The following is a 23,632-nucleotide window of genomic DNA, read 5'->3' on the forward strand; positions in this document are numbered from 1 at the left end:
CAGTGCTGTGCGGAGTTCGCGAGACCCGCGCCCCGGGTCCCAACTCGCCGACGAGGCGGTGCACGACGAGGCGGTACGCCCCCGCCTCCGCATTCCTCGCCGCCGGCTACCGCCACGTGATAGCGCCCCTGTGGCCGATCCGGGACGACATCGCGATCGACGCCCGTTGATCAGCTGGTCGCAGGTCATTCGAGGATGTCGCTCAAGGCGGCGACTTCCCACAGTCCAAGGGCCTTGTCCGCGTACCTTCCGGCTCCTTCGCGGCAGCCTTCGGTGATGAGCTCGGCCGGGGCGGGGAACCCGAACGGCGCCAGCTGGAAGTTGAGCGGACGCCAGTCGCCGGTTTCCACGTCCACGTTCACCTGCAGCTCCGGGAAGGTCGTGATCAGCAAGTACGTCGCTCCGCTGGCGTGGATGTTGCGCAGCGCGGCCCAGATCTGCTCGAAGGCGAGGTGCACGAGGCAATCCCGGCACAGCACCAGATCTGCGGTCGGCAACGGGTCACGGGTCAGGTTCAGGACCCCGAACCGCCGCGATGACCGCGCGTAGGACTTCCGGTTGTGCTCGATGAGTTCGGGGACGATGTCGCCGCCGAAGTAGCTGTCCACGCCCAGTTCGCTCCTGCTGAGCCAACCGAAGTCCCCGCAGGGCACGTCGGCGACGGATCGCACGCCCCGTCGGCGCAACAGGGCCGGGATCTCAGCGCGGAGACGTGCCGTGGCGGCGTCCTCCGATCCCTGTCCGGACACCGACTCCGGGCTGCCCCACAAGTTGTGCCGGTAGATGTAGCGGAACACCTCGCCCGTTCCCTGCCGGACGAGGTGTTCGCGGTGCTCGCGGAAGTTGGCGTTCGTTGCGAGTTCCGGACGTCCCCACGCCGCCTCATCGGCGCCCATCGCATCATCCTTCCTGTCGCGCGAACACGCAGCATCGGTACCGCGCCCCGCACACCCAGGGTGGTCGCGATTTCGGTTGTCCCATACCGCCCGCCGGTTGATCTTGGATCGCCGCGGCCTCAAGCCGGTGATCACGGTCCCACCAGCCGACTTCGGCTCCAATACGTTCGGAGGCAACGAGTTCCGCGGCTCAAAGCTACTTCCGCTCGGCCAGCGAATCGGGGCCGTGCTCCGCGGTGTAGCCGAGGCTGGCGGCTGCTCGGCCGGCGTCATAGACCCGGCCGATTCGCCTCCGCGGTAGAGCCGGTGCGCGGCCCGGGCCGCGCGGGGGTCGCGGTCGCCTCGACGTTGACCGATCGAAATTCCTGCTCCGGAAGATGTCCGACGTGCGGCGCGTGCAGCGCGGCTGTGTGCACGACGCTGTCGATGCCCTCCACTAGCTAACCGCTGGCCAGTGCGAATACCTCACGTCCTGGCAGTTCGGCACCTGATCCGCCAGACGTTCGGGTGATGGCGTCCGAAGGGGGCGGGGACCGGCTGCCCCCGCCCGCTCGGAAACCACTCGGATCGGGTACCTCACCCGGAGAGGGGTGAGCGGCGATTTCGCGCGAAATCGCCGGCTGGGGCACCCGATCTCGCGTGGCTCGTTACCTCATCTGCCACTGCTGCGCCGGGTTCGAGGGGTCGCAGCTGAACAGCCGCACCTGCTCGTGGCCGAGGTTGCCGAGGCAGCTGTTGGTGGCCGGGTGCCAGATCAGGCTGCCCGAGTCGGCGGGCTCGACCCGCCACTGCTGGGTCCTGTCGTAGGAGTCGCACGCGGAAAGACGCACGTTGGGGCCGTCGACCTGGCCCAGACAGCTGTTCGTGCCGTTGACCCGGAGCAGCTCCGCGTTGCCGAGGTACTCGCGGGACCAGTTCTGGCTCGCGCTGCTCGGGTTGCACTCGGCCAGTGCGACCCCGTAGCCGTCCGAGCTGTACAGGCACCCGTCATCGGCCACGTTGTGCAGCGGGGTTTCCCGGGGGGCGGGGGCCGCCGCAGCAAGCGGCAGCGCGACCGAGCCGCTCAGGCACAGCGCGCCCAATGCAGCCAGGGTCCAGTGGCTCACTTTACGCAATGAACTCACCTCGTAGAATCTAGATTCACGTAGCACGCGTCGTTCGAGCACGTGCGTCACCGAGTTCACTGCTATCTCGGCGGAAAATCCCCAATTCACACCACTGTGGGCGAGCACTGGCCCAAGAAGCGCGAACCGGGTACAACCCGCAACGAAGGCTTCGGCAGGTTTCGACGGCACTCTTTGAAAACCGTCTCGTCGTCCGCGTCGCTGCGGGCAGCTGAGCGGTGGTCACCAGGAGCGCACCGCCCGGCGGTCAGCGGAGCGCGTCCAGGACCTTCCGACGATGGTGTCGGTGGCGAGGCCGTAGCGTTCGTACAGCGTCGGCAGGGCGCCGGCGTCCAGGAAGGCGTCGGGCAGGGCGATCGGCACGATCTTCTTGCCCAGGCCCGGCTCACCACGGCCGAAGCGACGGTGGCGGCACCGCGGCGCCGACGACGTGCACCGGAGCGCCGACCGTCACCTGGAGATCGTCACGGCGATCGAATCGGGCGATCCGGTGAAGACCCAGACGGTGATCCAGGACCACATGATGGCCACCGCGCAGGCGCTGCTGTTCGGGACCGTCAAAAGCCCGAGCAGAACGGCTGACGGCCGCCCGGGTCGTGCAGGGCTTGTGCTGGAACTCGTGCTGCCTGGCGGTCCGGGTGGTTTCCCCAGCGCGAGTGCTCCGGTCCTGGCCCCGCCAAGTGGTGTGCAGCGAACGGCCTGTTCACGTCGGTAGGAGCCTGTTGCAAAATTACGCCCACCACGGACCGTGATCGATCGATCACGGCTGAGATGGCCACTGGCGGACAAACGGCGGCGATCGAGACTGATTTGGTACTTCGGTTCAGCCGTTTTCGCCGAAAACGCAACAGGCTCGTAGATGAGACGAACGGTCCGTTCGCCCCAACCGGCCCGCAATTTCCATTGAAATCGGAGGTCCGATTTCCATTGAAATCGAAGGGGGCGGGTTCAAGGGAAATTGCGGGGTACCCAAAAAACGTTGTCCGTTGTGGATCGTGTTCAGCGGGTGATTCCGGTGTGGCCTATCGAGAATCGGCCGGGCTGCGGCCACACGCAGAGGCCGTGCGGCTCCTTGCCGACCGGGATCTTCTTGAGCAGCGAGCCGTCGGCGGTGGACAGCACGTACACCGCGCGGTCGTACCGGCCGGACAGCCACAGCTGGGAGCCGTCGGCGGTGATGTTGCCCATGTCCGGACTTCCGCCGCCGGGGATTCGCCACTTGGTGATGGCCGCGCCGGTGCGGGCGTCGAGCACGCTGACGCTGCCCTCGTGGCGGTTGCTGACGTAGAGCTGCTGCGCATCCCGGGAGAGGTAGAGCCCGTGCGCGCCCATGCCGGTCGGGATGAAGCGCAGGACCTTCGTCGCCGCCACGTCGAGTACCCACAAGCCGTTCGCGTCCGAGTCGGCGATGTAGTACACCGAGCCGTCCGGTGCGAGCTTGATGTCCTGCGGGCCCATGCGGGTGTGCCGGCGGGGCATCGGGAGGACCCGCAACACCTTGTGCGATGACACGTCGAGCACCACCACCGCACCGGCGAACTCGCAGGTGAACACCGCCGTGCGGCCGTCGGGGGAGAAGTCGGCGTGGTCGATCCCGGCGCACTCCGGCGCCCGCGTGGCGTCCAGCTGGGCCCAGGTGTGCGGGTCGTACCAGACCAGCTCGCGCCTGGCCTCGGCCACGGAAATGGCGGCGGTCCCGTCGGGCGTGAAGTACATGTTGTAGGGGTCGATGACCGGGATCCGCCGACCCGGCAGGCCGGTGCGCGGATCGAAGGCCAGCAGGTGGTCGCCCCGGTCGTCGGTGGCGTAGAGGGTGTGTATGTCGTAGGACGGCACGACGTGCTGGATCTCGGTGCCCGCGGGGTACTTCCCGGCCACGGCGAAGGTCGCCGGATCGATCACCCACACGTCCCCGGACCCCGCGTGCGGCACGTAGACCAGCGGCTTGGCCTCCTTCGCGGCAGGCGAAAGCATGTTCGCCCCGGCGGCCGCGTAAAGGTCGGTCCTCGGCGCCGGCACCTCGGTCGGGTGCGTGCTGACTGGCGGCTCAGGGCGGGGAGCGCCCGGTCCGAGCGCGGGTGTTGACGAGCACGCCGACAGCAACAGCACGGCGGAGAGCAGCGCCGGTGTTGCGGCGCGCAATCCCACGCTCAGAGTTTCCCTTGCGCCGTAGGTGGATGCCAACCGCACGAGCGCGGTGCAGGTATTGCGGGCCGCGCTGCGGGGTACCAGGAACGTGATGGGCGCGCCGAGGGGGCGGCGCGATCGACGTCCACCCGTTTGCGGTTCTCCCGGTGCCCGTCGCCGCGATGGAGAGCAGCCGAACCCGGAAAGCGCCGCAGCTGTTTCCGCATCGGAGGTGATCGATGGGAACGCCGTCGCCGAAGCCCGAGGTCGCCACGCGGCGTGTCTACGCCCTGGGGTCGCTGGCCGCAATCCTGTTCGGCTACGACAACGGGATCATCTCGGCCGCCATCCTGTTCATCCCGCACGAGCTGCCGCTGACGCCGCTGCTCAAGGGCGCCGTGGTCAGTGCCACGGTCGTCGGAGCGATGGTGGGAGCGCTGGCCGGCGGGCCGGCCGCCGACTGGCAGGGACGGCAGCGCCTGCTGCTCGCGGCCGGGGTGGTGTTCACCATCGGGGCGCTCGGTGCGGGCGTGGCACCGACAGTCGTCACGCTGGTGCTGTTCCGGTTCATCATCGGGTTGGGGATCGGCATCGCGTCGGTGGTGGTGCCGCTCTACCTGGCCGAGATGGCACCCGCCGGTGGCCGCGGCTGGATCACCTCGCTGAACCAGTACATGATCATCGTGGGCACGGCGCTGGCCGCCGCCTGCGGGTACGCGCTGGCCTTCTCCGGCTCGTGGCGCTGGATGATCCTCATCGGTGTTGTCCCCGCAGCGGTGCTGGTCCTGGGGTTGCTGGCCGCACCGGACACGCCCCGGTCGCTGGTCCGCCGGGGACACCCCGAGCGGGCACACGCGCTGCTCGTCGGCCTGCGCGGCGACCAGGACGCCGCCGACCGGGAACTCGCCGAGATCACCGAGCTCGAACGCCAGCAGCGGGACGCCAGGCTCGGCGCCCGCATGTCCGCGCCGTGGGTGCGCCGCCTGCTCGTGCTGGGCGCGCTGCTCGCCGTGTTCCAGCAGATCACCGGGATCAACACGATCGTCTACTACGCGCCCACCGTGCTGACGACCTTCGGGGTTTCCGACGTCACGGCACTGCTGTTCACGTTCCTGAACGGGCTGGTGAACATCGCGACGATCGCGGTGGTGGTGCGGCTCAAGATCGTGGATCGCTGGGGTCGCAAGCCCGTCCTGCTCGTCGGCCTGGTGGGCATGTCCGCGAGCCTGTTCGCGGTCGGGGTGGCGGCGTCGCTCCTGCCTCCCGAGTCGCCGGCGCTGTTCGGGATCGCGGTCGCCGCGTTCGTGGTGTACACGAACACCTTCTCCGCCACCTGGGGGCCGGTGCTGTGGGTGGTGCTGGCGGAGATCTTCCCGCTGGCGATCCGCGGTGCGGCGATGGCCGTGGCCACGTTGTTCAACTGGCTGACGGACTTCTTCGTCGCGCTCACCTTCCCCACCTTCACCTCGCTGGTGGGCGCGGGGATCGTGTTCATCGCCTACGCGGCAGCGGGGGTGATCATCTTCCCGGTCGTCTGGTGGATGGTGCCGGAAACCAAGCAGCGAAGCCTGGAATCGCTGGAGAAGGCCTTCCGCCGGAGCAAGCGGTTCCGCCTCTCGGAAGGACCGGACCGATGAGTTCAGGAGTTGCACGATGACCGTCGACTACGGCCCGCACGGATCCAGCCTGCGCGACCTGCCGCGCCTGCGGAGCAGTCGCCGGGGGCGCGTGTCCAGCTGGGACCGCAGCGGGGGCAACGACGACCGCCTCACGATCGAACCGGGCCAGACCGCCACCCTCGCCGAAATCCGCGGGGCCGGGAGCATCAACCACATCTGGGTGACCGTCGCGAACGAACGCATGCTGCGCGATCCCTGGATGCGCGAGCCGGACTACCTGCGCAAGCTGGTGCTGCGCGCCTACTGGGACGGCGAGCGGAGCCCGAGCGTCGCCGTCCCGGTGGGCGACTTCTTCGGGGTCGGGCACGGCCGCACGACCAACTTCGTCTCCGCGCCGCTGCAGATGAGCCCGCAGGACGGCAAGGCGTTCAACTGCTTCTTCCCGATGCCGTTCGGCTCGGACGCACGGTTGGAGGTCACCAGCGAGCTCGTCCACGAGCGGGTTTTCTTCTACTACTACGTCGATTACGAGTTCTTCGACGAGCTCGGTGCGGACATCGGCCGGTTCCACGCGCAGTGGCGGCGCAGCAACCCCTGCCCGGGCGTCGACCAGGGCGCGGAGAGTAACGACCGGTTCCTGCTCACCGGCACGAACCTCGACGGCTTGGACAACTACACGATCCTCGAAGCGGCCGGGCGCGGCCACTACGCCGGCTGCGTGCTCAACATCCACAACCTGCGCGAAACCAACGAGTGGAACTGGTACGGCGAGGGCGACGACATGATCTTCATCGACGGCGAGCGCTGGCCGCCCGCGCTGCACGGCACCGGGACCGAGGACTACTTCAACACCGCCTGGTGCCCGTCGCAGACCTACCACGCGCCGCACCACGGCATCACGCTTCCCGGCGGCGACAACTGGTCGGGCCAGATCAGCCTCTACCGCTTCCACATCGAGGACCCGATCCCGTTCCGGCGGTCGATCCGGGTCAGCATCGAGCACGGCCACGCGAACAAGCGTTCCGACGACTACTCGTCGGTGGCGTACTGGTACCAGGAGGAGCCGCACGCCCCGTTCTCCCTCGCACCCGTCGAGCAGCGCATCCCGCGGGCGCCATGACAGCCCGGGATGGTGTGAATCGGCGCCAGTTCGTGAAGTTCTCACTCGCGGGGGCGGCAGCGCTGCTGCTCGGGGGCGCGCCGCGCGCCGTCGACGCCGCCGTCGGACCGGCCGTCGTCGACCCGGCCAGCACGTTCTTCGCGACCGCGTTCACCGAGTACGCGGCCAGCGTCACCAGCAACAGCACCGGGGACCTGTGGCCGACCTGCTGGGCGGACGACGACTACGTCTACACGGCCAACGGGGACGGGCAGGGCTTCGGCAACGAGCCGATGGCCGCGATCGTGGTGAACCGGATCGCCGGGATGCCGGAGACCGGCCTGCGCGGCGAGCGCCTGGCCGCCGGTGACGCCGTCGCCAAGGCGCACGCCGATTCCAAGCTGTACAACGCGAAACCCACCGGGATCGTCGCGGTCGACGGCAACGGCGACGGCCGCGACGAGCTGTACCTGGCCGTGCAGGACCTGCGCTACGCGCCCGCCGAGACGGCGTTCGACGACGCGCCGAACGCGAGCATCGTCAAGTCGGAGGACTACGGGCGCACCTGGCAGCAGCCGTCCGGGCCGATGTTCACCGACCACATCTTCACCACGATCATGTTCCTCGACTTCGGACGCAGCCAGGAACACGCCCTAACGCTCGGCCCGGAGGCCGCCGGGTACGTGTACGCCTACGGCCTGGACCACAACTGGCGCGACTCCTACACCAACACGGTGCCGTCCCCGACGAGCCTCTACCTGGCCCGGGTTCCCCGGAACGTGATCCAGCAGCGGGACGCGTGGCGGTTCTACACCGGCACCGGGCAGGACGGTCGTCCGCAGTGGAGTGCCGACATCGGGGCGAAGGCGCCGGTGCTCACCGACGAACGGCGGCTCTACACCGACCTGCTCGGCGAAGGCCGTCGCGACCTCAGCGTGATCTCCCAGGGAGGTGTCCTCTACAACGCCCCGATGCGCCGGTTCCTCTACACCTCGTGGAGCGAGTACACCTTCGAGTTCTACGAGGCGCCGACACCCTGGGGGCCTTGGCAGCTGTTCATGTCCAAGGACTTCGGCGCCCAGCCCTGGTTCGGCCACCCCGGCCGCGTCCGGATCATCCCCGTGCCGGGCGGCCACGACATCCCGACGCCGGAGGCCGGCGAGGGCGAGTCGGCGTGCGCCGGCCCGAAGAACGGCGGCTACGCCCCGACCATCCCGGCGAAGTTCGTCTCGTCCGACGGAACGCGGATGTGGTTGCAGTCCAACTGGTTCCTGAACGTGGCGTGCGGGCTGCCCAACTATCGCTTCTCGTTGCGGCAGCTCCACCTGTCCGCCCGCCAGCTGGGCGATCCCGCCAACAATCCGCCGAACCCGATGGCCAACCTGGCCCGGCCGGACAGGGGACCTTTCCCCATCGAGAAGACGGCCCACTACGGCCGCGGCGACTACTTCAACAACGGCATCCGGGAGGAGAGTGAGGACAGCTTCGGCGGCTCCCGGAAGCAGGCCGATTTCTGGGGCTACACCTGGAAGGACGAGTACTGGGTCGACCGCGTCGTCTACACGACGGGCAGCATGTTCTCCGACGGCGGCTGGTTCGCCCGCGACCTGACGGTGCAGGTGCGTCAGGGAGCCGACTGGGTGAACGTCACCGGCCTGACGACCACCCCGGCGTACCCGTACGACAACACGGCGGGACCGAACAAGACCTACGCGCTGACGTTCGACCCGATCGTCGGCGACGGCGTCCGGATCGTCGGAGTTCCCGGTGGTTCGGCCACGTTCACCTCGATCGGCGAGCTGGAGGTGTACTTCGACGGCAGACCGCCCCGGTGACCGGTGACCTGGCCGTGGGGTCCGGTGGTCGGGGACTTGGCCGTGGGGTCTGGTGACCGGTGACCTGGCCGTGGGGTCCGGTGGTCGGGGACTTGGCCGTGGGGTCTGGTGACCGGTGACCTGGCCGTGGGGTCCGGTGGTCGGGGACTTGGCCGTGGGGTCTGGTGACCGGTGACCTGGCCGTGGGGTCCGGTGGTCGGGGACTTGGCCGTGGGGTCTGGTGACCGGTGACCTGGCCGTGGGGTCCGGTGGTCGGGGACTTGGCCGTGGGGTCTGGTGACCGGTGACCTGGCCGTGGGGTCCGGTGGTCGGGGACTTGGCCGTGGGGTCTGGTGGTCGACGGTCCGCAATTTCCATTGAAATCGGATCGTCGATTTCAATCGTTCGCCGTGGCGGTGCCCGCGGTGCGGGGTGTCCCGGAAACCCGAATGCCGGAGTGGCGGGACGCCCACGACGAGGTGCCGATGCGGCGGCTAGCCGCGGTGATGACCTGCTACGGGCTGTTCGGCGCCGGCTACATCGCCTACATGACGTTCATCGTCGCCTACCTGAACGCGGCGGGTGCGACCAGCGCCGGGATCACCTTGTTCTGGTCGGTGCTCGGCATCGCCGCGGTGATCGGTGCGTTCGCCTGGCGCCCGGTCCTCAGCTCGCTGCGAGGAGGGGTGAGCACGGCGCTGGTGCTGACCGTCCTCGTCACCGGCGCGGTGCTGCCGGTGCTGTCGGTCGGGCCGCTCGTAACCTACCTGTCGGCGCTGTTGTTCGGCGTGGCGTTCCTGAACGTGGTCACGGCAGTGACGATCACGGCGCGAAACTCCTTACCCCAGCACCAGTGGACCAGCGCGATCGCCAAGCTCACAGTGGTTTTCGCACTGGGCCAGTGCGCAGGCCCGCTGCTCTCAGGGATCCTCTCGGACGGCCCAGGAGGCATGAGAAGCGGCCTGCTCATCGGCGTGGCCCTGCTGCTCGCAGCAATCCCAACAGCCCTCGCCCAGCGGACCGCCCGCACGCCTGCAGGCCGCTGATCCAGGGCGAGGCAGCACGTAGTTCCAGGCTAGATCCGTGATCTTGTCTTGCGATGACGGGTGGTTCGAGTGCATCGAACTTCGTAGTCCACAATGGATTATTGAGGTCCCGCCGCGGCCAGCGCTGCACATAGCAACGCGATGTGTGGGGGAAGGCGAAGCGGGGTAGCTGGAAGGAGACGACTCCCGGCCGGATCGGGCCAGCTGCCGGAACGCCCGGCGGCCCCGATGCCGTGGAGCCGGGAGTTTCCCGTTGAGCGGGGGTGTTCTTCGTGATTGTGCTAGGGGTAATCCTATTGCTCCTCGGTTTCTTCCTCAACATTTCGATCCTGTGGACGTTGGGAGCCGTGTTGACCGTGGTGGGCGTGGTGTTCGCCGTTGCAGGTGCGAGCGGACGTGCTATCGGCGGCCGGAAGCACTGGTTCTGACCGACCGCAGGCGGGATGTGTTGCCGGAGCGTTCGCTCGGGTAGCCCCCGGGCGTTGATCGAGAGTGTGCGGACTTGTGGAAGCCGCGCACGACGTTCGCCCCGAGATGAGGAGCGCAACGATGGAACTGGTGACCTTGCGCCACGTGTACGAGCAGGAGGGGCCGTTCGCGACGGTCTACCTGGAGGCCCGCGTCCCGGGCGAGGACGCGGGCAAGCAGGTCGAGTTGCGGTGGCGGGCGCTCCGCGATCGGCTCCACGTGGCAGGCGCACCACCGGAAACGCTGGAGGCCATCGAGTCGGCGCTGGGCGAGGCGACGGGGCACGAGCAGGCCTGCGGCCGGCTGCTGGTAGCAGCCGGCTCCGCCGTTCTGGTCGACGAGGAGTGGGACGTCGAGCCCGGCGCCGGCGACGACGCGTTCTGGGATCCGCTGCCGCAACTCGGCACCTACGTGCGGGAGGCCGCGCGCTCGGTGTCCGAGCTCGTGGTGATCGCGGATCGGGAAGGCGCGCAGGTGCGCCAGGACGTGGTGACCGAGCACCACGGGCCGCGCGAGGTCGACAGCGATGTCGTGGAAGGCAGCGGCCACGGCGGCGTGCACAAGCCGCGTCACGGGGCGTTGTCCCACAAGCGCATCCATCGCCGCGCCGAGGAAACGTTGCGGCGCAACGCAAAGGATGTCGTGGCCCATCTGAACTGGGTCGCTGCGAAGTTCCGGCCGCAGGTGTTGGTCCTCGCCGGTGGGGTGCAGGCGCGGACGGCGGTGCGGGAGCAGCTTTCGGCTGAGCTCGCGGAGCTCGTCGTCGAAACCGAACGGGGCGGACTCGCTTACAACGCCGCCGACGAGGCGCTGGACGAAGACCTGGTGCGGATCGCCGGCGAGGAGACCAAGCACAGAGCCGCGAACAGAGCCGACCGGATGGAGGCGGGCCGGACGCACGGCCGGGCGGTCCAGGGCGACGCGGTGGTGCGGGCGGCTGAGCGGGGAGCGGTGGAAACCTTGCTGCTGGAGGAGGACGTTCCGGCGCGGCACGAGGAGTTCCTGTTCAAGACTTGCGCCGAGACCGCCTCCGAGGTCGAACTCGTGCCCGCGGGGACCGGGCTGACCGATGGGGCGGGTGCGATCCTGCGCTTCCCGGTGCAGCAGTGAGCGCGAGCGGGCGGAGGGTTGGTCGTCATGGGGGCAGCCGACGGACAGCGCGATCGGCGCGGCAGCCGTCGTGACGAGCCGGAAGCGACCATTGTGGACGAACGGCAGACCAAGCGGGCCGTCGCCGCAGCCGCCATCGGCAACACGATGGAATGGTTCGACTTCGGCGTGTACAGCTACATCGCCGTCGTCATCAGCCAGGTCTTCTTCCCGCCCACCAACGCGACCGCGCAATTGCTGTCCACCTTCGCCACGTTCGCGGTGGCGTTCCTGGTCCGGCCGCTGGGCGGGTTCTTCTTCGGGCCTCTGGGCGACCGCATCGGCCGCCGGAAGGTGCTGGCCACCACCATGGTCACGATGGCGTTGGGGACGCTGGCGATCGGGCTGATCCCCAGCTACGCCACGATCGGCATCTGGGCGCCGGTGCTGCTGCTGGTGGCCCGGCTCGTCCAGGGGTTCTCCACTGGCGGCGAGTACGGCGGCGCGGCCACGTTCGTGTCGGAGTACTCGCCGGACCGGCGACGCGGATTCATGGCCAGCTGGCTGGAATTCGGCACGCTGACCGGATACTCGCTCGGTGCCGCGCTCGTCACAGTGCTGACCGTGACGATGGCCCCGCAGGACCTGACGACCTGGGGTTGGCGGATCCCGTTCCTGTTGGCCGGTCCGCTCGGGATCATCGGGCTCTACCTCCGGTTCCGGTTGGAGGAAACCCCCGCCTACCGCAAGAACTCCGAAGACGAGCAGCCGCAGGCGGCGGCGACCTGGCGCAGCCTGCGCACGATCTTCGGCCGCCACTGGCGCCCGATGCTGAAGTGCGTCGGCCTGGTGCTGGTGTTCAACGTGACGAACTACCTGCTCACCGCCTACATGCCGACGTACCTCTCGGCCGTGCTCGGCTTCCAGCACACCAGCTCGCTGATCCTCGTTCTTGTGACGATGGTGCTGGTGATGGGCCTGATCGTGGTGCTGGGCCGGTTCTCCGACCGGATCGGCAGGCTGCCCATCGCGGGGTTCGGCAGCGTCGCGCTGATCGTGCTGTCGTTCCCGGCGTTCCTGCTGATCGCCCAGGGCAGCGTGGGGGCGGTGCTGGGTGGTCTGCTGGTCATCGGTCTGACGTTGATCTGCTTCAGCAGCACGATGCCCTCGACGCTGCCGGCGCTGTTCCCTACCGAGATCCGCTACGGCGCGGTGTCGGTCGGGTTCAACATCTCGGTCGCGCTGTTCGGTGGCACCACGCCGCTGATCGCCGAAGCGCTCGTCGCGGTGACCGGGGTGAAGTCGGTCCCGGCGGTCCTGCTCGTCGCAGCCGGAGCGGTTGGGCTGGTAGCGGTGTACTTCACGCGTGAACCTGCCGGTCATTCCCTCCCCGGATCACGGCCCACCGCGGCAAACCGCGCGGAGGCGCGGCAGCGCGTCCGAGATGAGCGCGGTGAAGATCAGGATTAGCGCCTCGGCGCATCGGGTAGGCCGTGCGTAGCGGCGTTGCCGTCGATGTGATCGCCGAGGTGTCTGTGATGGGCGCAGAAGGTGTGGGAGCGCGCGTACGTTCCCGGTTACGGGAGGGGGCGTGGAAAACGTCCTCTCGGGGCATCAACCGGGTTAACTGCGTGGCACAGCGTCCGGTGTGGACTTCGGTCCCCCCACGCTGTTCGGACAGCAAGCCGGTGGGTGGCGAGACGCAACCCCGGCTGAGTAGCCCGTCGGGTAACCCGACAGGGAGAAGCACCAACGCAGTGAACGGAAGGAGTGCCGCGATGTCTGCCGAGGACAAGGCGAAGAACAAGGCAGAAGAGCTGAAGGGCAAGGTGGAGAAGAAGGTCGGCGAGGCCACCGATAACGAGCAGCTGGAAGCGGAGGGCAAGGGCAAGGAGGTGAAGGGGGGCCTCAAGCAGGCCGGTGAGAAGGCCAAGGACGCCTTGACCGGTGACGAGGACAAGAAATGACCCAGTGTGCATGGTGATCCCGTGTGCGCAAGGCAAGTCCAGCAGAGGCCACGAACTCGGAGTTCGTGGCCTCTGCTGGTGTCGGATTCATTCCCGGTGTTGTCTGCGGCGTGGTGTGTCCGGCGGGATCCTGGGGCCCGTGTGCAGAAGCGGGTCGGGTTCGCGTCCTGGCGTCAGCGCTCGACCTCTGGTGCCTGGTTTGGCGCGCGAACGCCCGAATCGCCTGCGCAGGTGCGCCGCGATGCTCCGAAGTCGCGTGTTCCACATCAGGTCGAAGACCTCCCCGTTGCTGGGACCAACTGCCTCAACACGAGGGTTTACCCGCGCACGAGCGCGAAAAACTCCATCGCTGGTCTGGATCGGCTCGGTCAGCGCGATCTGCCTGGTCCCCTGGCCGGGGTGGCGGGCCTCGAGAGCCGGATGGCGGATTCGAGCAGGAGCGCGTGGACGAAGGCTTGGGGCAGGTTGCCGCGCAGCTGACGCTGCTGCACGTCGTATTCCTCGGAGAGGAGTCCGGGCGGGCCGCAGGCGGCGCGGTTGCGCTCGAACCAACGCAGGGCGTGTGCTTCATCGCCCTGTTGGTGCTCGGCGAGAGCCATGACGAATCCGCACAGCAGGAAGGCGCCTTCGGCCTCCCCGGGACGCTGGGTGGGCTGCGGGAACCGGTAGAGGTAGCCGTCTTCGGCCAGGGTGCGGCGCACTTTCGTGAGCGTGGCCCGGGTGCGCGGGTCGTCTCCTGGCAGAGCGCCTCGCACCGGCGGCAGCAGCAGCGCGGCGTCAGGGCCGGTGTGCTGGGAACTCCGTTGCCAGTAGCCGTTCGGGTGCAGGCATCGGCGCGTTGTTTCGTCCAGGATGACTTCGGCTAGCGAGGTCATGCGGTCGGAGTCCTCGCGGGACGGAGCAGCGGACGCAGCGGCTCGCAGTCCTGCGACGCACGCGAGCCGGGAGTGCGTCCACCACTGGTCGTCCAGTTCCCACAGGCCGGCGTCGGGCCGTTGCCAGCGCCGCTCGATGGCCTCCGCCGCGACGCGGATGGCGCGCGCGCCGTCGGTGTCGAGGTGCCCGTGGCGCGCCGCCGCGGCCAGCAACTGGAGGAGTTCGCCGAACGCGTCGAGCTGGGTTTGCCTGGTGACCCGGTTTCCCAGGACGACCTCGTGGCCGCCGGGGTAGCCGGGCAGGTCCAGCGACCTTTCGTCGGGAACGGCGCCGCCGTCGATGGTGTAGGCCGGGTTCAGGGCTTCGCCGTCGTCGAGCAGGCGGGCGGTCAGGAAGGATACGGCGTCGTCCAGGAGCGGGAAGGGACCGGCAGCGGCGACGGCGACGGCGGCGTAGCACTGGTCGCGGACCCAGGCGTAGCGGTAGTCGTAGTTGCGCCCTTGCTCGGCCCGCTCGGGCAGGGACATGGTCGCGGCTGCGGCCATGCCACCGCGCGGTGACGTCATCCCGCGCAGAACGGCGTACGCGTGCTGGGTGTCGCGCGGCGCGATGCTCTCGCCGAGATCGGGGATGTCGCTGTGCCAGCCGTGTTCCGTGCGATGCCAGGCGAGATCGGGATCGATGGGCGCGCCCAACGAGGCGCGCGTGATCTCCAGGACCAGGTCGTGACGGCCACCGGCGGGAACGGTGATCTCCATGCGCAGTGCGCCATCGCTGCCGACTGCGGCGTCGGCACCGCCGCTCCAGCGCAGCCGCAGATCGCCGCTGTGCGCGACCCACCGGCCGTGCTCGTCCAGGTGCGGCTCGGCCATCGGATGCGTCCCGAATCCAGCCCGCACGTCCAGTTCGACCCGCAGCACGACTTCGCGCTCGACGGCTTCGACGCGACGGAGCAGCAGCACGCGGTTCGGGTCCCCCGGATACGCGAGGGCGTCCCGGCACTCGACGATCGTGGACGTGGTCACCCACCGGTTGCGCCAGATCAGCGACCGAGGTTCGTAGTACCCGCCCCAGGTGAACGGCTCGACGGGCGTGACCGCGTAGACCCCGGGGCCGCCGAGCAGGGCGGCGAACACGGCATCGTCGTGCCAGGTCGGAGCGCACAGCCAAACCAGATCGCCGTGCGGACCGCAGATCGCACCACGACGCCCGTCGGCCAGCAGCGCGTACTCCCGCAGCGCGTGCGGTGGGAAGCGATGTTGGATGTGGTCGCTGATGCCGTCAGGTCCAATCATGCCGCTGCCTCGGTCGTCGTCCGGCCCGGGTCGTTTCGGTCGCGCGGACTGGCCGGGGGCGTTCGCGCTGGTGCGACCGGCCGGAGCCGGGTCGAGGCCCGCGGACGATGTGGATTTTCTCCTTGCGCCACAACGATCCCGCCCCACGAACACCAGTGCAGCGGGTGTTCACCGGGATCTCTTCCATGGTATTGGCCGTCCCCGCCCGCGGCAGCGCCTCAGGCCTTCAGGTGGGCGTCGAGCCAGTCCACGATCTCGTCGAGCACCTGTTCCTGCTCCGGCTCGTTGTGCGCCTCGTGGTAGAGCCCTTCGTAGATCCGCAGGGTGAGGTCCGACGACCGGGCGTGGGTGCGCACCAGCTCGCTGGCGGCCGGTGGCATCAGCCGGTCCGAGCCGCCGTGCAGGACGAACAGCGGCATGGTCAGCGACGCCAGGCGCTTCGGCATGGCCTCGACGGCCAGCATGATCTCGACGGCGGTCCGCGCTCGCATCTTCCCGGCGTGGTTGAGCGGGTCGGTGCGGTAGTCCCGCACCACCTCGGGGTCGCGGCTGATGGTGTTCGCGTCGAGGCTGCGCACACCGAGGTCGGGCAGCAGTTTGGACAGCAGCGGTGAGACGACCTTCTCCACGGCTGACACCGCGCCGGTGTTGAGCGCCGGGGCGGAGATCACGGCACCGACGATTCGGTCCAGCGGCGTCCCGGTGAGGTACTGCAGGGAGATCAGCCCGCCGAGGCTGTGTCCGTAGACGAACAGCGGCACGTCCTCGTGGCGCTGACCGGCCAGCCGCGCCAGGAGGTCGACCCCCGCGACGGCAGCGGCCATGCTGCCGATGTTGCCGCGCGTTCCCGGCGAGCGGCCGTGCCCGGGATGGTCGACGGCGTAGACCGCGTAGCCGGCCGCGTTGAGCCGCTCCGCGACGTGGCGGTAGCGACCGCTGTGCTCGTGCACACCGTGGACGAGCACGACCACCCCCGCAGGCTGATCGACGGTCCAGCTCTGCCAGTACTGCCCCGAGGACAGGGTTCCTTCGAGGTGCGATGCGGTCGGCCGTGCATCGTCGTCGGGCTGCGTCATCGAGTACCTACCTGTCCTGCCATGCGTGCTGGTCGCCTTCGCGGAAGGCCCGGGTGCTCCCGGGCAAGCCTCATCCGGTGATCGGATCTCGGCAACTCCGGGAGGTGGGTGCCTGCAAAGGTACGCGCAGTCCAACGAGGTTCGGGCACAAGCCGGAACCATGCTTGGCACATTCCGGGACGGAGCAGAAGTCCCCGCACACCGTTCGGTGTACGGGGACTTCTGCTGATCGCGACGTCAGCGCAGGCCGGTGGCGCGGGCGAACGCCTCCCAGCGGATCAACTTGAAATTGGTGTCGGTCCGGACCTCACCGTCCGGGCCGGTGCTCTCCGGGGTGTTCTGGCCGTCGTGGACCACCAGAAGACCCTGCGGGAACTGGTCGCCGAGCGGCTCGGTCGTCACCGTGGCGCCGTCGGATTCCTGCACCCCGTCGATGCTTCGGCCGTCGACGATGCGGCTTCCGCCGAGGTGCGCCAGGCCGTCGGGGGTGATGCGGTAGCCGACGAACGTGCTGTCGCCCTGGCTGGAGGCGACCAGCTTCCGCCCGTCGCCGGTGTAGGCGATGGTCAGGCCCTCGGCGTCGGCGGTGAGGTGCTCACCCGCCTCCGGTGACTCCGGCCCGGTGACGACGCATTCCCCGGCCTGCTCGTCGTACACCGCCGGCTGGCCGTACTGCCGGGTGCGCTCGACGAGCGCCTGGTCGCCGAAGCCCTGGGTGGTCAACGGGATCCGCCAAACGCCGATGTCCTCCTGCGCCGCGTAGAGGACGTTGTCGGTGCGGTCGACGACCATGCCCTCCACCTGCGGACGCTCACCGGGGTCCTCGCAGGGGGCCCAGGTTCCGCCGCCTATCTCGAACTTGGCCGGAAGATCCACTGTAGACACCGGGTGGTAGGTGACCTTCCCGGTGGCGTCGACGCCTAGGCGGAACAGGCCCAACCGCGTCTCGTGCCGCTGGCTGACCACCACCAGCGGAGCTCCGCCGTCGGGATCGGCCCACAACGCCATGCCGTAGCCGGTCCGCTGCTCGTCCACGGCTTCCTCGGTGGGCGAGAACAGCCGCGGGGCGGCGTCGGAGGTGATGTCGGTCAGTGCCTGGGCCCCGGCCTGGGCGCCTCGCGGGTCGATGGCGTAGATCCGCAGCCGGTCCCGCCCGCGATCCGTGGTCACGGCGATGTCCACGGTCCGGTCGCCCACGGCGACGCCCTGCAGGACGTCGACGTTGTTGAACCGACCGGGTTCCGCCCCGGGAGCGGGTGCTGCCGGAGCCGGGATCCGCTGCAGTTCGCTGCCGAGGAGGTTGAACACGGTGAGGCCGCCGTTCTTCAGCGTGCCGACCACGATGCTGTCGTTCGGAGAGGCGGCGTTGCGCCAGATGGCCGGGTCGTCGGCATCGGCGTTCCCGCCGGCATCGTCGTCGAAGTAGGATGGGGTCTCGAACCGAGCGCGCACCTCGCCCAAGCCGTCGGAACTCTGGGCGGCGCCGGAGGTGCCGCTGGTCACCAGTGCGAGCGCACCGACCGCAACGAGGAGCCGAGCCGGACTCGCAAGCGTTTGTCGTTTCACAGACGGACATACTGCTCAAACCGAATGTCGACAACCTTGACGGTTCATGAACAAGGCCCGGCCGCAACCCGACGAACGCGGCAACCGGCCAAGACCCGCGGCCAGTTGATGCGGGGTTACTGACAGTTCGGGAGCCTGTGTCAATGTGTGACAGAGCGTAGTGTATTGCTTGCTGACCGAGCGAAAGCCAAGCTCGGTCAGCGGTTTTCCTGCGGCGGCAGGTGAAACGCGTCAGGTACCGCGAGTTGCGTGGGAACCGGCCGCAAGGCCAAACGCACGTGGAGACCGTGTCAGACCAGCGTTCGTGCTGGCAGTGGTCGAGGAAGCGTGAAGGCCACCAGTCTTCCTGATGGTCAACGCAGGTGGCGCAAGTCATCTGCTCACGGAACGTTTTGACACGTTTCGTGAACGGTGCCAGTCGGTCGCGCGGCGGAGTCCGGTGCTGGCTCCGGAGCGCGATCAGCGACACCGGCCACCGCCCCGCGCGCGCGGCAGGACGGTGGAGTACTTTTCACCTGCCCACGATGATGTTGCCGTTGCCCGGTACGACGTTGTCGACGCTCAGGCTCGCAGCGCGTTGGCTCACCGAGGACGACCAACGCCCTCGTGGCTGGCGAATCTCGGGCGCTGGCAGCCGGATGTCAGGCGGAGAGGTGCAGCTTGCCCTGCAGCGGGCGGATGTCGTACTGCTGGAGCACTGCTGGTGGGCCACCGACGACGGCTTGGTAGTCCTGGGTGACCACGGCGGCTCCGGTCACGTCTGATTCTGTTTCGGCGCTCGCGTGGTTCACCTGCGGGAGCAGGATGGTGAGCGAGGTCGCCACACCCGCACGGGAGCTCGCGAGCAGCAGGACGCGGAGCAGCTGGCCACCGCCGTCGAGGTTCGGCCGGGATACTCGGTCGCCGTCGAAGGTCGCTCCGTCCTCAAGGGACCAGAATCCGCTGCCGCGCACGAAGAGAGCTCCAGAGCTACCGTCGTAGGTCACTTCGATGTCCGGTCCGCTGAGTTGGAAGTTCAGCTTGTTCATCGGGTATCACTCCTGGAAGTCGCGAAGTCGTCGATGGGTGTTCCTGCACCGGCATCGCCGGCGCATTGCTGCCGACCGCTCACCCGGCTGATATGTGCCGTGCCGTTCGGACTTCGGTGAAGACTCCGCGAAACCACGTGACTGCTGGAAGTGCAAACAGAAGCCTGCTCGGCCCTCTTCGCAGGCAAAGTCGACCAGTCAAATCAGCACATTTCCCAGCGTCGTCGGCTGGTGTGCATGCCCACAGAGTCCTTCGTCCTGGCTCGGCAACCCTGCCTGCTGCGCGGAGACAAGTCTTCCTGCGAAGGACCGTTGGTGCGGACTTCTGCCGCAGGCGCCGCGAAGGTTTCGGTGCAAGCCAGAGCCGAGACCGCTAGCTGCTCGCTTCCCCCTGCCGTGCCAGGGGTGTTCTCGGGACGGGTTGGGTCGAGCTGATTTGATGTCCCATGTGGATATCCTGTTGCTTCATTCTGCGTTCGGCTTGCGACCTTCCGTGCACACCGCCGCCGACCGGTTGCGCGCCGCCGGACACGAGGTGCACGTTCCCGATCTGTTCGACGGGCGGACCGCCGAGACGGTCGAGGACGGCATGCGCATCAAGGACGAGATCGGCAGGGACGAGCTGTTGCGCCGCGCCGTGCAGGCAGCGGCGCCGCACAGCGAACGGGGCCTGGTGTACGTGGGTTTGTCGTTGGGGGCGGCCCTCGCCCAGAACCTCGCGCTGGCCGACGAGAACGCCCGTGGTCTGCTGCTCCTGCACGGCACCTCCGACATCGCCGAGGGCGCGACCGTCGGCGACCTGCCGGTGCAGCTGCACGTCGCCGACCCCGACCCGTTCGAGTCGGCCGACTGGCTGAACGCCTGGTACCTGCAGATGCGGCGTGCCGGGGCGGACGTCGAGATCTTCCGCTATCCGGGCGCAGGGCACCTGTTCACCGATCCGGACCTGCCGGACTACGACCCGGAAGCCGCCGAGGAGGCGTGGGTCGTCGCGCTCGCGTTCCTCGAATCGCTCTGAGCCACTTCCCGTTCACGAAACGTGTGAAAGTGTGTCGTGAGCCGACGCCTAGCAGTGTCGACGTTGGCCCGCGCCGTTGGGTGCGGGTCTTCCCGTGGCGGTACCCGCTGCCCGCGTGGTGCGGGTCTTGTGCGGGTTTCCATTGGGCTCGTTTTCCGTCGCCCACCAACTGTGGGAGGACGTCGTAACCTCAACCAGTTTGGCGAGGTTGCGGGCCGCGTTGAGGTCACGATCCATGCTCATCCCGCAGGAGAAGCAGGTGAAGACACGGTCGGACAGGCGCAGCTTGGCTTTCACCACACCACAGCCCGAACACGTTTTAGAGCTGGGATACCACCGGTCCGCGATGTGCACGCACACCCCGGCCCAAGAGGCTTTGTACTCGACCTGACGTTGCAGTTCGGCCATGCCGACACCCGCGACCTGCCTTGCCAGACGGCGGTTTTTGACCATTCCGGCAACGTTGAGGTCTTCCAGCACGACCACACCGAAGGTCCGCACCAGCCGGGTGCTGAGCTTGTGCAGTCCGTCGCGGCGCGCATTGGCCACCTTGGCGTGAAGCTTGGCGATGCGGGCTTGGGTCTTGCGCCACCGGTTCGACGGCTTCTGTCCACTTCGGCGGTCCGGGCCAGTGCGCCGCGAAGCTTGCCGCTGCAACCGCCGCAACTCACGCAGGGCCACTTCGAGGTGCTTCGGGTTGGCGATCACCTCGCCGGTGGACAGCACCGCCAGAGACTTGATCCCCAGATCCACCCCCACCGTCACATCCGGTCGGGCCGGGGCCGGGTCGGCACGGGTGATCTCCACCGAGAACGACACGAACCACCGCCCCGCCCGGTAGGACACCGTCGCCGAGCGGATACGCGCGGCACCTGTCTCGACGGGCCGAGCGAGTTTGCGGGTGGACTCGTGCGTGCGCACCACCCCGATGCGGGGCAGTTGCACATGCCGCCGATCGCCGTCGGCCAGACCGAAGCTGCCGGTGGTGAACCGGCACGACAACCCCGCCCGCTTGCCCTTGAACCTCGGGAACCCGAGCTTACCGCCTTTGCGTGTGCCCTTCTTCGAGTCGTTCCAGTTCTTCAACGCACTCGCCACAGGCCAGACGAATACGTCTCCTTCGAATTTTCCTGCCACCACGGCGCAATCGCGTGCTTGGCCCGGTTCCAGTCCTTCCGCAAGTTGTAGGCCGACCAGCCCACCGGCGGCGTCAGCTCATCACCGTCCAGGCCGTAGGACGCTTCAGCCCTCCGCTGATCAAGGTTGGCCTTGACCTTGCCGAGCCCCCAGTTGTATGCGAATCGCTGCGCACCACAATGCGACCGCAACCCGGCCTCCTGCTCCTGGTCCGGATCCAGCGCAAACCGATACGCCTGCAACACCATGCTCATCAGCGGCAACTGTACTGGTAAGCACCGACAATCCCGGCGATTCACAAACCATCACATTCCGCCACGTTGAGACACATTCCACCGGACAGCCCACAACCCCGCAGGCACCCGAGGTGGCGGGGTCCGCATTTCCGACCCCTCACCGGAGGCCCGCGGCGACGCCCTCTCCTTCGCCAAGCAGCACCTCGGCGCCCCGAACTCCCGATCGGGCCGCTCGATCCGCTGCAGCGCTACGTCGATGCGGGTCACCAGGGCGTCAAGGGCGGCGTGGCTTCTACGACGACTACTCCGCGGAGTCCTGACCCCGTCGCGGGGCTGGGAGAGCACGGGACACGGGCTCGCCCAGTTTGTTTCAGATGCTGCGTAGTACCGAGACGACGGTGCCCAGCACGACGACGGCGTCACCGTCGATGATCTCGTAAGCCGGGTTGCGAGGCTCCAGGTAGACGTGGCCGTTGCGGCGGCGGTACACCTTGACGGTCGCCTCGCCGTCGATCATCGCGGCGACGATCTGCCCGGAATGCGCCTCGGGCTGCTGCCGGACCACGACGATGTCGCCGTCGCAGATCGCGGCGTCGATCATCGAGTCACCGCGCACGCGCAGACCGAAGACGTTGCCGCGACCGGTAAGTTCGCGGGGCAACGACAGAACGTCGTCGATGTGTTCTTCGGCCGCGATGGGAGTTCCGGCGGCGATATCGCCGACCACGGGCACGCTCACCGAGTCATCGCCGGAATGCCGCGCCGAGGGCTGCAGGAAGGCCCGGACGTCGATCGGCCGGGACATCGTCGTGCTGCGCCGCAGGAAACCCTTCTCCTCCAGGCTCATCAGGTGCTTCGACACCGACGAGGACGACCTGAGTCCGACGGCATCGCCGATCTGGCGCGTGCTCGGCGAATATCCGTACCTGGTCACCCAATCCCGGATCGTGGCCAGGATTCTCTGCTGACGCAGCGGCAGGGTCGAGGGGTCCAGGTGCTCGAACGCGTCGAGATCGTCGTAGGCGGCCACCTGCGGAATGTTAGAGGTCGACGCCCGCGACCAAGCCACCGGCCCGCACCGGCGACTGCGAAACCGGCTCTTACCGGTTTCGCACTCACGACCGGTTCACGATTTCGACCGGCGCTTCCCTGAACATGGCGAAGCCGTGCCACCGCTGCAGCCTTCCCACGAAGAAGATCCACGCGGCGAAGGAGGTCAGCACGACGAGCGCCGGCTGGCCAGGGTTGGCATCGGATGGGCGGAGCGAACGGACCGTTCGTGCCGTCTATGAGCCTGTTGCGTTTTCGGCGAAAACGGCTGAACCGAAGTACCAAATCAGTCTCGATCGCCGCCGTTTGTCCGCCAGTGGCCATCTCAGCCGTGATCGATCGATCACGGTCCGTGGTGGGCGTAATTTTGCAACAGGCTCCTATCGTGGTGAACAGGCCGTTCGCTTCACATCGACAGCACAGAGCGCTTGACGGTCTCCAGCGGTAAATGATCTTCTGCCTCGGTCTGTTGAGCATCGGCGAGGGGCGAGGAACCAGGTGGAGCCCGAGGCGTTGGTGGAGTACCGCTATCGGGCGGTGTGTGAGGTGCTAGGTGGTTCGCCGACGGGTGAACCGCGCTCAAGGGTGCCCCTCACCTCTCCTGTCGGCTTCCCACGTCCTGACCGATCTCACTCCCGCGCCGGTCACCCCGGTGCACGACTACCTGCGCTGGACCCTGCATTTCGGAGACGAATAGGGGCTGAAAGTCCTCGCCGCAGTGACGGAGGTGCGGGGATACTGACTGGTAGGCGGTATCTAGTGGCTTCTGGTCGGAAGATGAGGCGCGCCTTGTTCGAACCCGTAGCGCGTTGGTTTGCCGGAGCGTCAGATTGGCATCCCCTTGCCCTGTACGAGATCGTTCTCGAACGCAATGGCCCCAAGTGGCAGGTGACCTACCTGATGCACGGTGAGCGGCATGCCTGCATCGGCTTCGAAAGCGAAGCCGATGCTCGACGCGACGTCGAGCACCTGATGACCCGTGGCCCGGCCGGGCAGCAGTGGCACGAGGCCTGCCCGGACCGCTGAGCCGCGGGACGCGAACCAGGGATGGAGCGCGGCGGGGGAGTCGTTGGTCTGCCAAACTCGGCTCGGGGTCCGGCG

At 68.1% G+C, this 23,632-nt stretch carries 21 protein-coding genes; 10 read left to right on the forward strand and 11 right to left on the reverse strand.

The window, feature by feature from the left end; genetic code table 11:
- Positions 1-185: 185 nt before the first annotated feature.
- The 4 genes from DL519_RS43340 to DL519_RS43355 form a co-directional block, all read right to left on the reverse strand.
- Complete coding sequence (locus DL519_RS43340) at positions 186-896, reverse strand: class I SAM-dependent methyltransferase (RefSeq protein WP_190823540.1); 711 nt, start codon at positions 894-896, stop codon at positions 186-188.
- Positions 897-1,543: 647 nt separating this feature from the next.
- Complete coding sequence (locus DL519_RS43345) at positions 1,544-2,002, reverse strand: RICIN domain-containing protein (RefSeq protein ID WP_223840457.1); 459 nt, start codon at positions 2,000-2,002, stop codon at positions 1,544-1,546.
- Between the two features lie 240 nt (positions 2,003-2,242).
- The gene (locus DL519_RS43350; RefSeq protein ID WP_190823542.1) at positions 2,243-2,383 is read right to left on the reverse strand and encodes a hypothetical protein; all 141 of its coding nucleotides are present in this window, start codon (positions 2,381-2,383) and stop codon (positions 2,243-2,245) included.
- A gap of 636 nt (positions 2,384-3,019) precedes the next feature.
- Positions 3,020-4,168: a YncE family protein gene (locus DL519_RS43355; protein ID WP_223840151.1), complete on the reverse strand. Its 1,149-nt coding sequence runs from the start codon at positions 4,166-4,168 to the stop codon at positions 3,020-3,022.
- A gap of 218 nt (positions 4,169-4,386) precedes the next feature.
- Here DL519_RS43355 and DL519_RS43360 point away from each other — a divergent pair, with 218 nt between their 5' ends.
- The 8 genes from DL519_RS43360 to DL519_RS43395 all read left to right on the forward strand — a co-directional run bounded on the left by DL519_RS43360 (position 4,387) and on the right by DL519_RS43395 (position 13,249).
- A complete protein-coding gene (locus tag DL519_RS43360) occupies positions 4,387-5,784 on the forward strand; it encodes a sugar porter family MFS transporter (RefSeq protein WP_190823543.1) in 1,398 nt (465 codons plus the stop codon).
- Positions 5,785-5,800: 16 nt separating this feature from the next.
- Positions 5,801-6,886, forward strand: coding sequence for a glycoside hydrolase family 172 protein (locus DL519_RS43365; protein WP_190823544.1), 1,086 nt, complete (start codon positions 5,801-5,803; stop codon positions 6,884-6,886).
- Between the two features lie 32 nt (positions 6,887-6,918).
- On the forward strand, positions 6,919-8,700 hold the full coding sequence (locus tag DL519_RS43370; protein WP_190823545.1) for a DUF4185 domain-containing protein: 1,782 nt from the start codon (positions 6,919-6,921) through the stop codon (positions 8,698-8,700).
- Between the two features lie 404 nt (positions 8,701-9,104).
- Positions 9,105-9,725, forward strand: a complete 621-nt coding sequence (locus tag DL519_RS43375; protein ID WP_190823546.1) for a YbfB/YjiJ family MFS transporter — start codon at positions 9,105-9,107, stop codon at positions 9,723-9,725.
- Positions 9,726-9,988: 263 nt separating this feature from the next.
- On the forward strand, positions 9,989-10,153 hold the full coding sequence (locus DL519_RS43380; RefSeq protein ID WP_190824659.1) for a DUF6131 family protein: 165 nt from the start codon (positions 9,989-9,991) through the stop codon (positions 10,151-10,153).
- 121 nt (positions 10,154-10,274) lie between these two features.
- On the forward strand, positions 10,275-11,303 hold the full coding sequence (locus tag DL519_RS43385; RefSeq protein ID WP_190823547.1) for a baeRF2 domain-containing protein: 1,029 nt from the start codon (positions 10,275-10,277) through the stop codon (positions 11,301-11,303).
- A gap of 27 nt (positions 11,304-11,330) precedes the next feature.
- A complete protein-coding gene (locus tag DL519_RS43390) occupies positions 11,331-12,752 on the forward strand; it encodes an MFS transporter (protein ID WP_190823548.1) in 1,422 nt (473 codons plus the stop codon).
- 308 nt (positions 12,753-13,060) lie between these two features.
- Positions 13,061-13,249, forward strand: a complete 189-nt coding sequence (locus tag DL519_RS43395; RefSeq protein ID WP_190823549.1) for a CsbD family protein — start codon at positions 13,061-13,063, stop codon at positions 13,247-13,249.
- 368 nt (positions 13,250-13,617) lie between these two features.
- On the opposite strand, the gene DL519_RS43400 is transcribed toward DL519_RS43395, so the two are convergent.
- From DL519_RS43400 to DL519_RS43415, 4 genes are all read right to left on the reverse strand, one after another.
- Positions 13,618-15,420: a glycoside hydrolase family 15 protein gene (locus tag DL519_RS43400; RefSeq protein WP_190823550.1), complete on the reverse strand. Its 1,803-nt coding sequence runs from the start codon at positions 15,418-15,420 to the stop codon at positions 13,618-13,620.
- 218 nt (positions 15,421-15,638) lie between these two features.
- Complete coding sequence (locus DL519_RS43405; protein ID WP_190823551.1) at positions 15,639-16,496, reverse strand: alpha/beta hydrolase; 858 nt, start codon at positions 16,494-16,496, stop codon at positions 15,639-15,641.
- A 237-nt stretch (positions 16,497-16,733) separates the two neighbouring features.
- Complete coding sequence (locus tag DL519_RS43410) at positions 16,734-18,062, reverse strand: phytase (RefSeq protein WP_190823552.1); 1,329 nt, start codon at positions 18,060-18,062, stop codon at positions 16,734-16,736.
- A 641-nt stretch (positions 18,063-18,703) separates the two neighbouring features.
- Positions 18,704-19,090, reverse strand: coding sequence for a hypothetical protein (locus DL519_RS43415; RefSeq protein WP_190823553.1), 387 nt, complete (start codon positions 19,088-19,090; stop codon positions 18,704-18,706).
- Positions 19,091-19,550: 460 nt separating this feature from the next.
- Here DL519_RS43415 and DL519_RS43420 point away from each other — a divergent pair, with 460 nt between their 5' ends.
- Positions 19,551-20,108, forward strand: a complete 558-nt coding sequence (locus DL519_RS43420; protein ID WP_263399785.1) for a dienelactone hydrolase family protein — start codon at positions 19,551-19,553, stop codon at positions 20,106-20,108.
- Positions 20,109-20,156: 48 nt separating this feature from the next.
- Here DL519_RS43420 and tnpB read toward each other — a convergent pair whose 3' ends face one another.
- The 3 genes from tnpB to lexA form a co-directional block, all read right to left on the reverse strand.
- Entirely contained in the window at positions 20,157-21,194 is a 1,038-nt protein-coding gene (gene tnpB, locus DL519_RS43425; RefSeq protein WP_263399786.1) for an IS607 family element RNA-guided endonuclease TnpB, read from the reverse strand.
- Positions 21,191-21,499: a helix-turn-helix domain-containing protein gene (locus tag DL519_RS48075; protein ID WP_223840154.1), complete on the reverse strand. Its 309-nt coding sequence runs from the start codon at positions 21,497-21,499 to the stop codon at positions 21,191-21,193. The genes tnpB and DL519_RS48075 overlap by 4 nt, the downstream gene beginning before the upstream one ends.
- A gap of 352 nt (positions 21,500-21,851) precedes the next feature.
- Positions 21,852-22,511, reverse strand: coding sequence for a transcriptional repressor LexA (lexA, locus tag DL519_RS43430; RefSeq protein WP_190824574.1), 660 nt, complete (start codon positions 22,509-22,511; stop codon positions 21,852-21,854).
- A 797-nt stretch (positions 22,512-23,308) separates the two neighbouring features.
- Between lexA and DL519_RS48080 the strand changes: the two genes are divergently transcribed.
- Positions 23,309-23,557: a hypothetical protein gene (locus tag DL519_RS48080; protein ID WP_223840155.1), complete on the forward strand. Its 249-nt coding sequence runs from the start codon at positions 23,309-23,311 to the stop codon at positions 23,555-23,557.
- The last annotated feature ends 75 nt before the right edge of the window (positions 23,558-23,632 follow it).

Source organism: Saccharopolyspora pogona (genome assembly GCF_014697215.1).
Taxonomy (GTDB): Bacteria; Actinomycetota; Actinomycetes; order Mycobacteriales; family Pseudonocardiaceae; genus Saccharopolyspora; species Saccharopolyspora hattusasensis.

Excerpts from the sequence above, each read along its gene's own strand:
- DL519_RS43340 (WP_190823540.1), bottom strand. The coding sequence starts at position 896 with ATGGGCGCCGATGAGGCGGCGTGGGGACGTCCGGAACTCGCAACGAAC.
- DL519_RS43385 (WP_190823547.1), top strand. The coding sequence starts at position 10,275 with ATGGAACTGGTGACCTTGCGCCACGTGTACGAGCAGGAGGGGCCGTTC.
- DL519_RS43395 (WP_190823549.1), top strand. The coding sequence starts at position 13,061 with ATGTCTGCCGAGGACAAGGCGAAGAACAAGGCAGAAGAGCTGAAGGGC.
- DL519_RS43405 (WP_190823551.1), bottom strand. The coding sequence starts at position 16,496 with ATGACGCAGCCCGACGACGATGCACGGCCGACCGCATCGCACCTCGAA.
- DL519_RS48075 (WP_223840154.1), bottom strand. The coding sequence starts at position 21,499 with ATGAGCATGGTGTTGCAGGCGTATCGGTTTGCGCTGGATCCGGACCAG.
- DL519_RS43400 (WP_190823550.1), bottom strand. The coding sequence starts at position 15,420 with ATGATTGGACCTGACGGCATCAGCGACCACATCCAACATCGCTTCCCA.
- DL519_RS43415 (WP_190823553.1), bottom strand. The coding sequence starts at position 19,090 with ATGAACAAGCTGAACTTCCAACTCAGCGGACCGGACATCGAAGTGACC.
- DL519_RS43390 (WP_190823548.1), top strand. The coding sequence starts at position 11,331 with ATGGGGGCAGCCGACGGACAGCGCGATCGGCGCGGCAGCCGTCGTGAC.
- DL519_RS48080 (WP_223840155.1), top strand. The coding sequence starts at position 23,309 with ATGAGGCGCGCCTTGTTCGAACCCGTAGCGCGTTGGTTTGCCGGAGCG.
- DL519_RS43360 (WP_190823543.1), top strand. The coding sequence starts at position 4,387 with ATGGGAACGCCGTCGCCGAAGCCCGAGGTCGCCACGCGGCGTGTCTAC.
- DL519_RS43365 (WP_190823544.1), top strand. The coding sequence starts at position 5,801 with ATGACCGTCGACTACGGCCCGCACGGATCCAGCCTGCGCGACCTGCCG.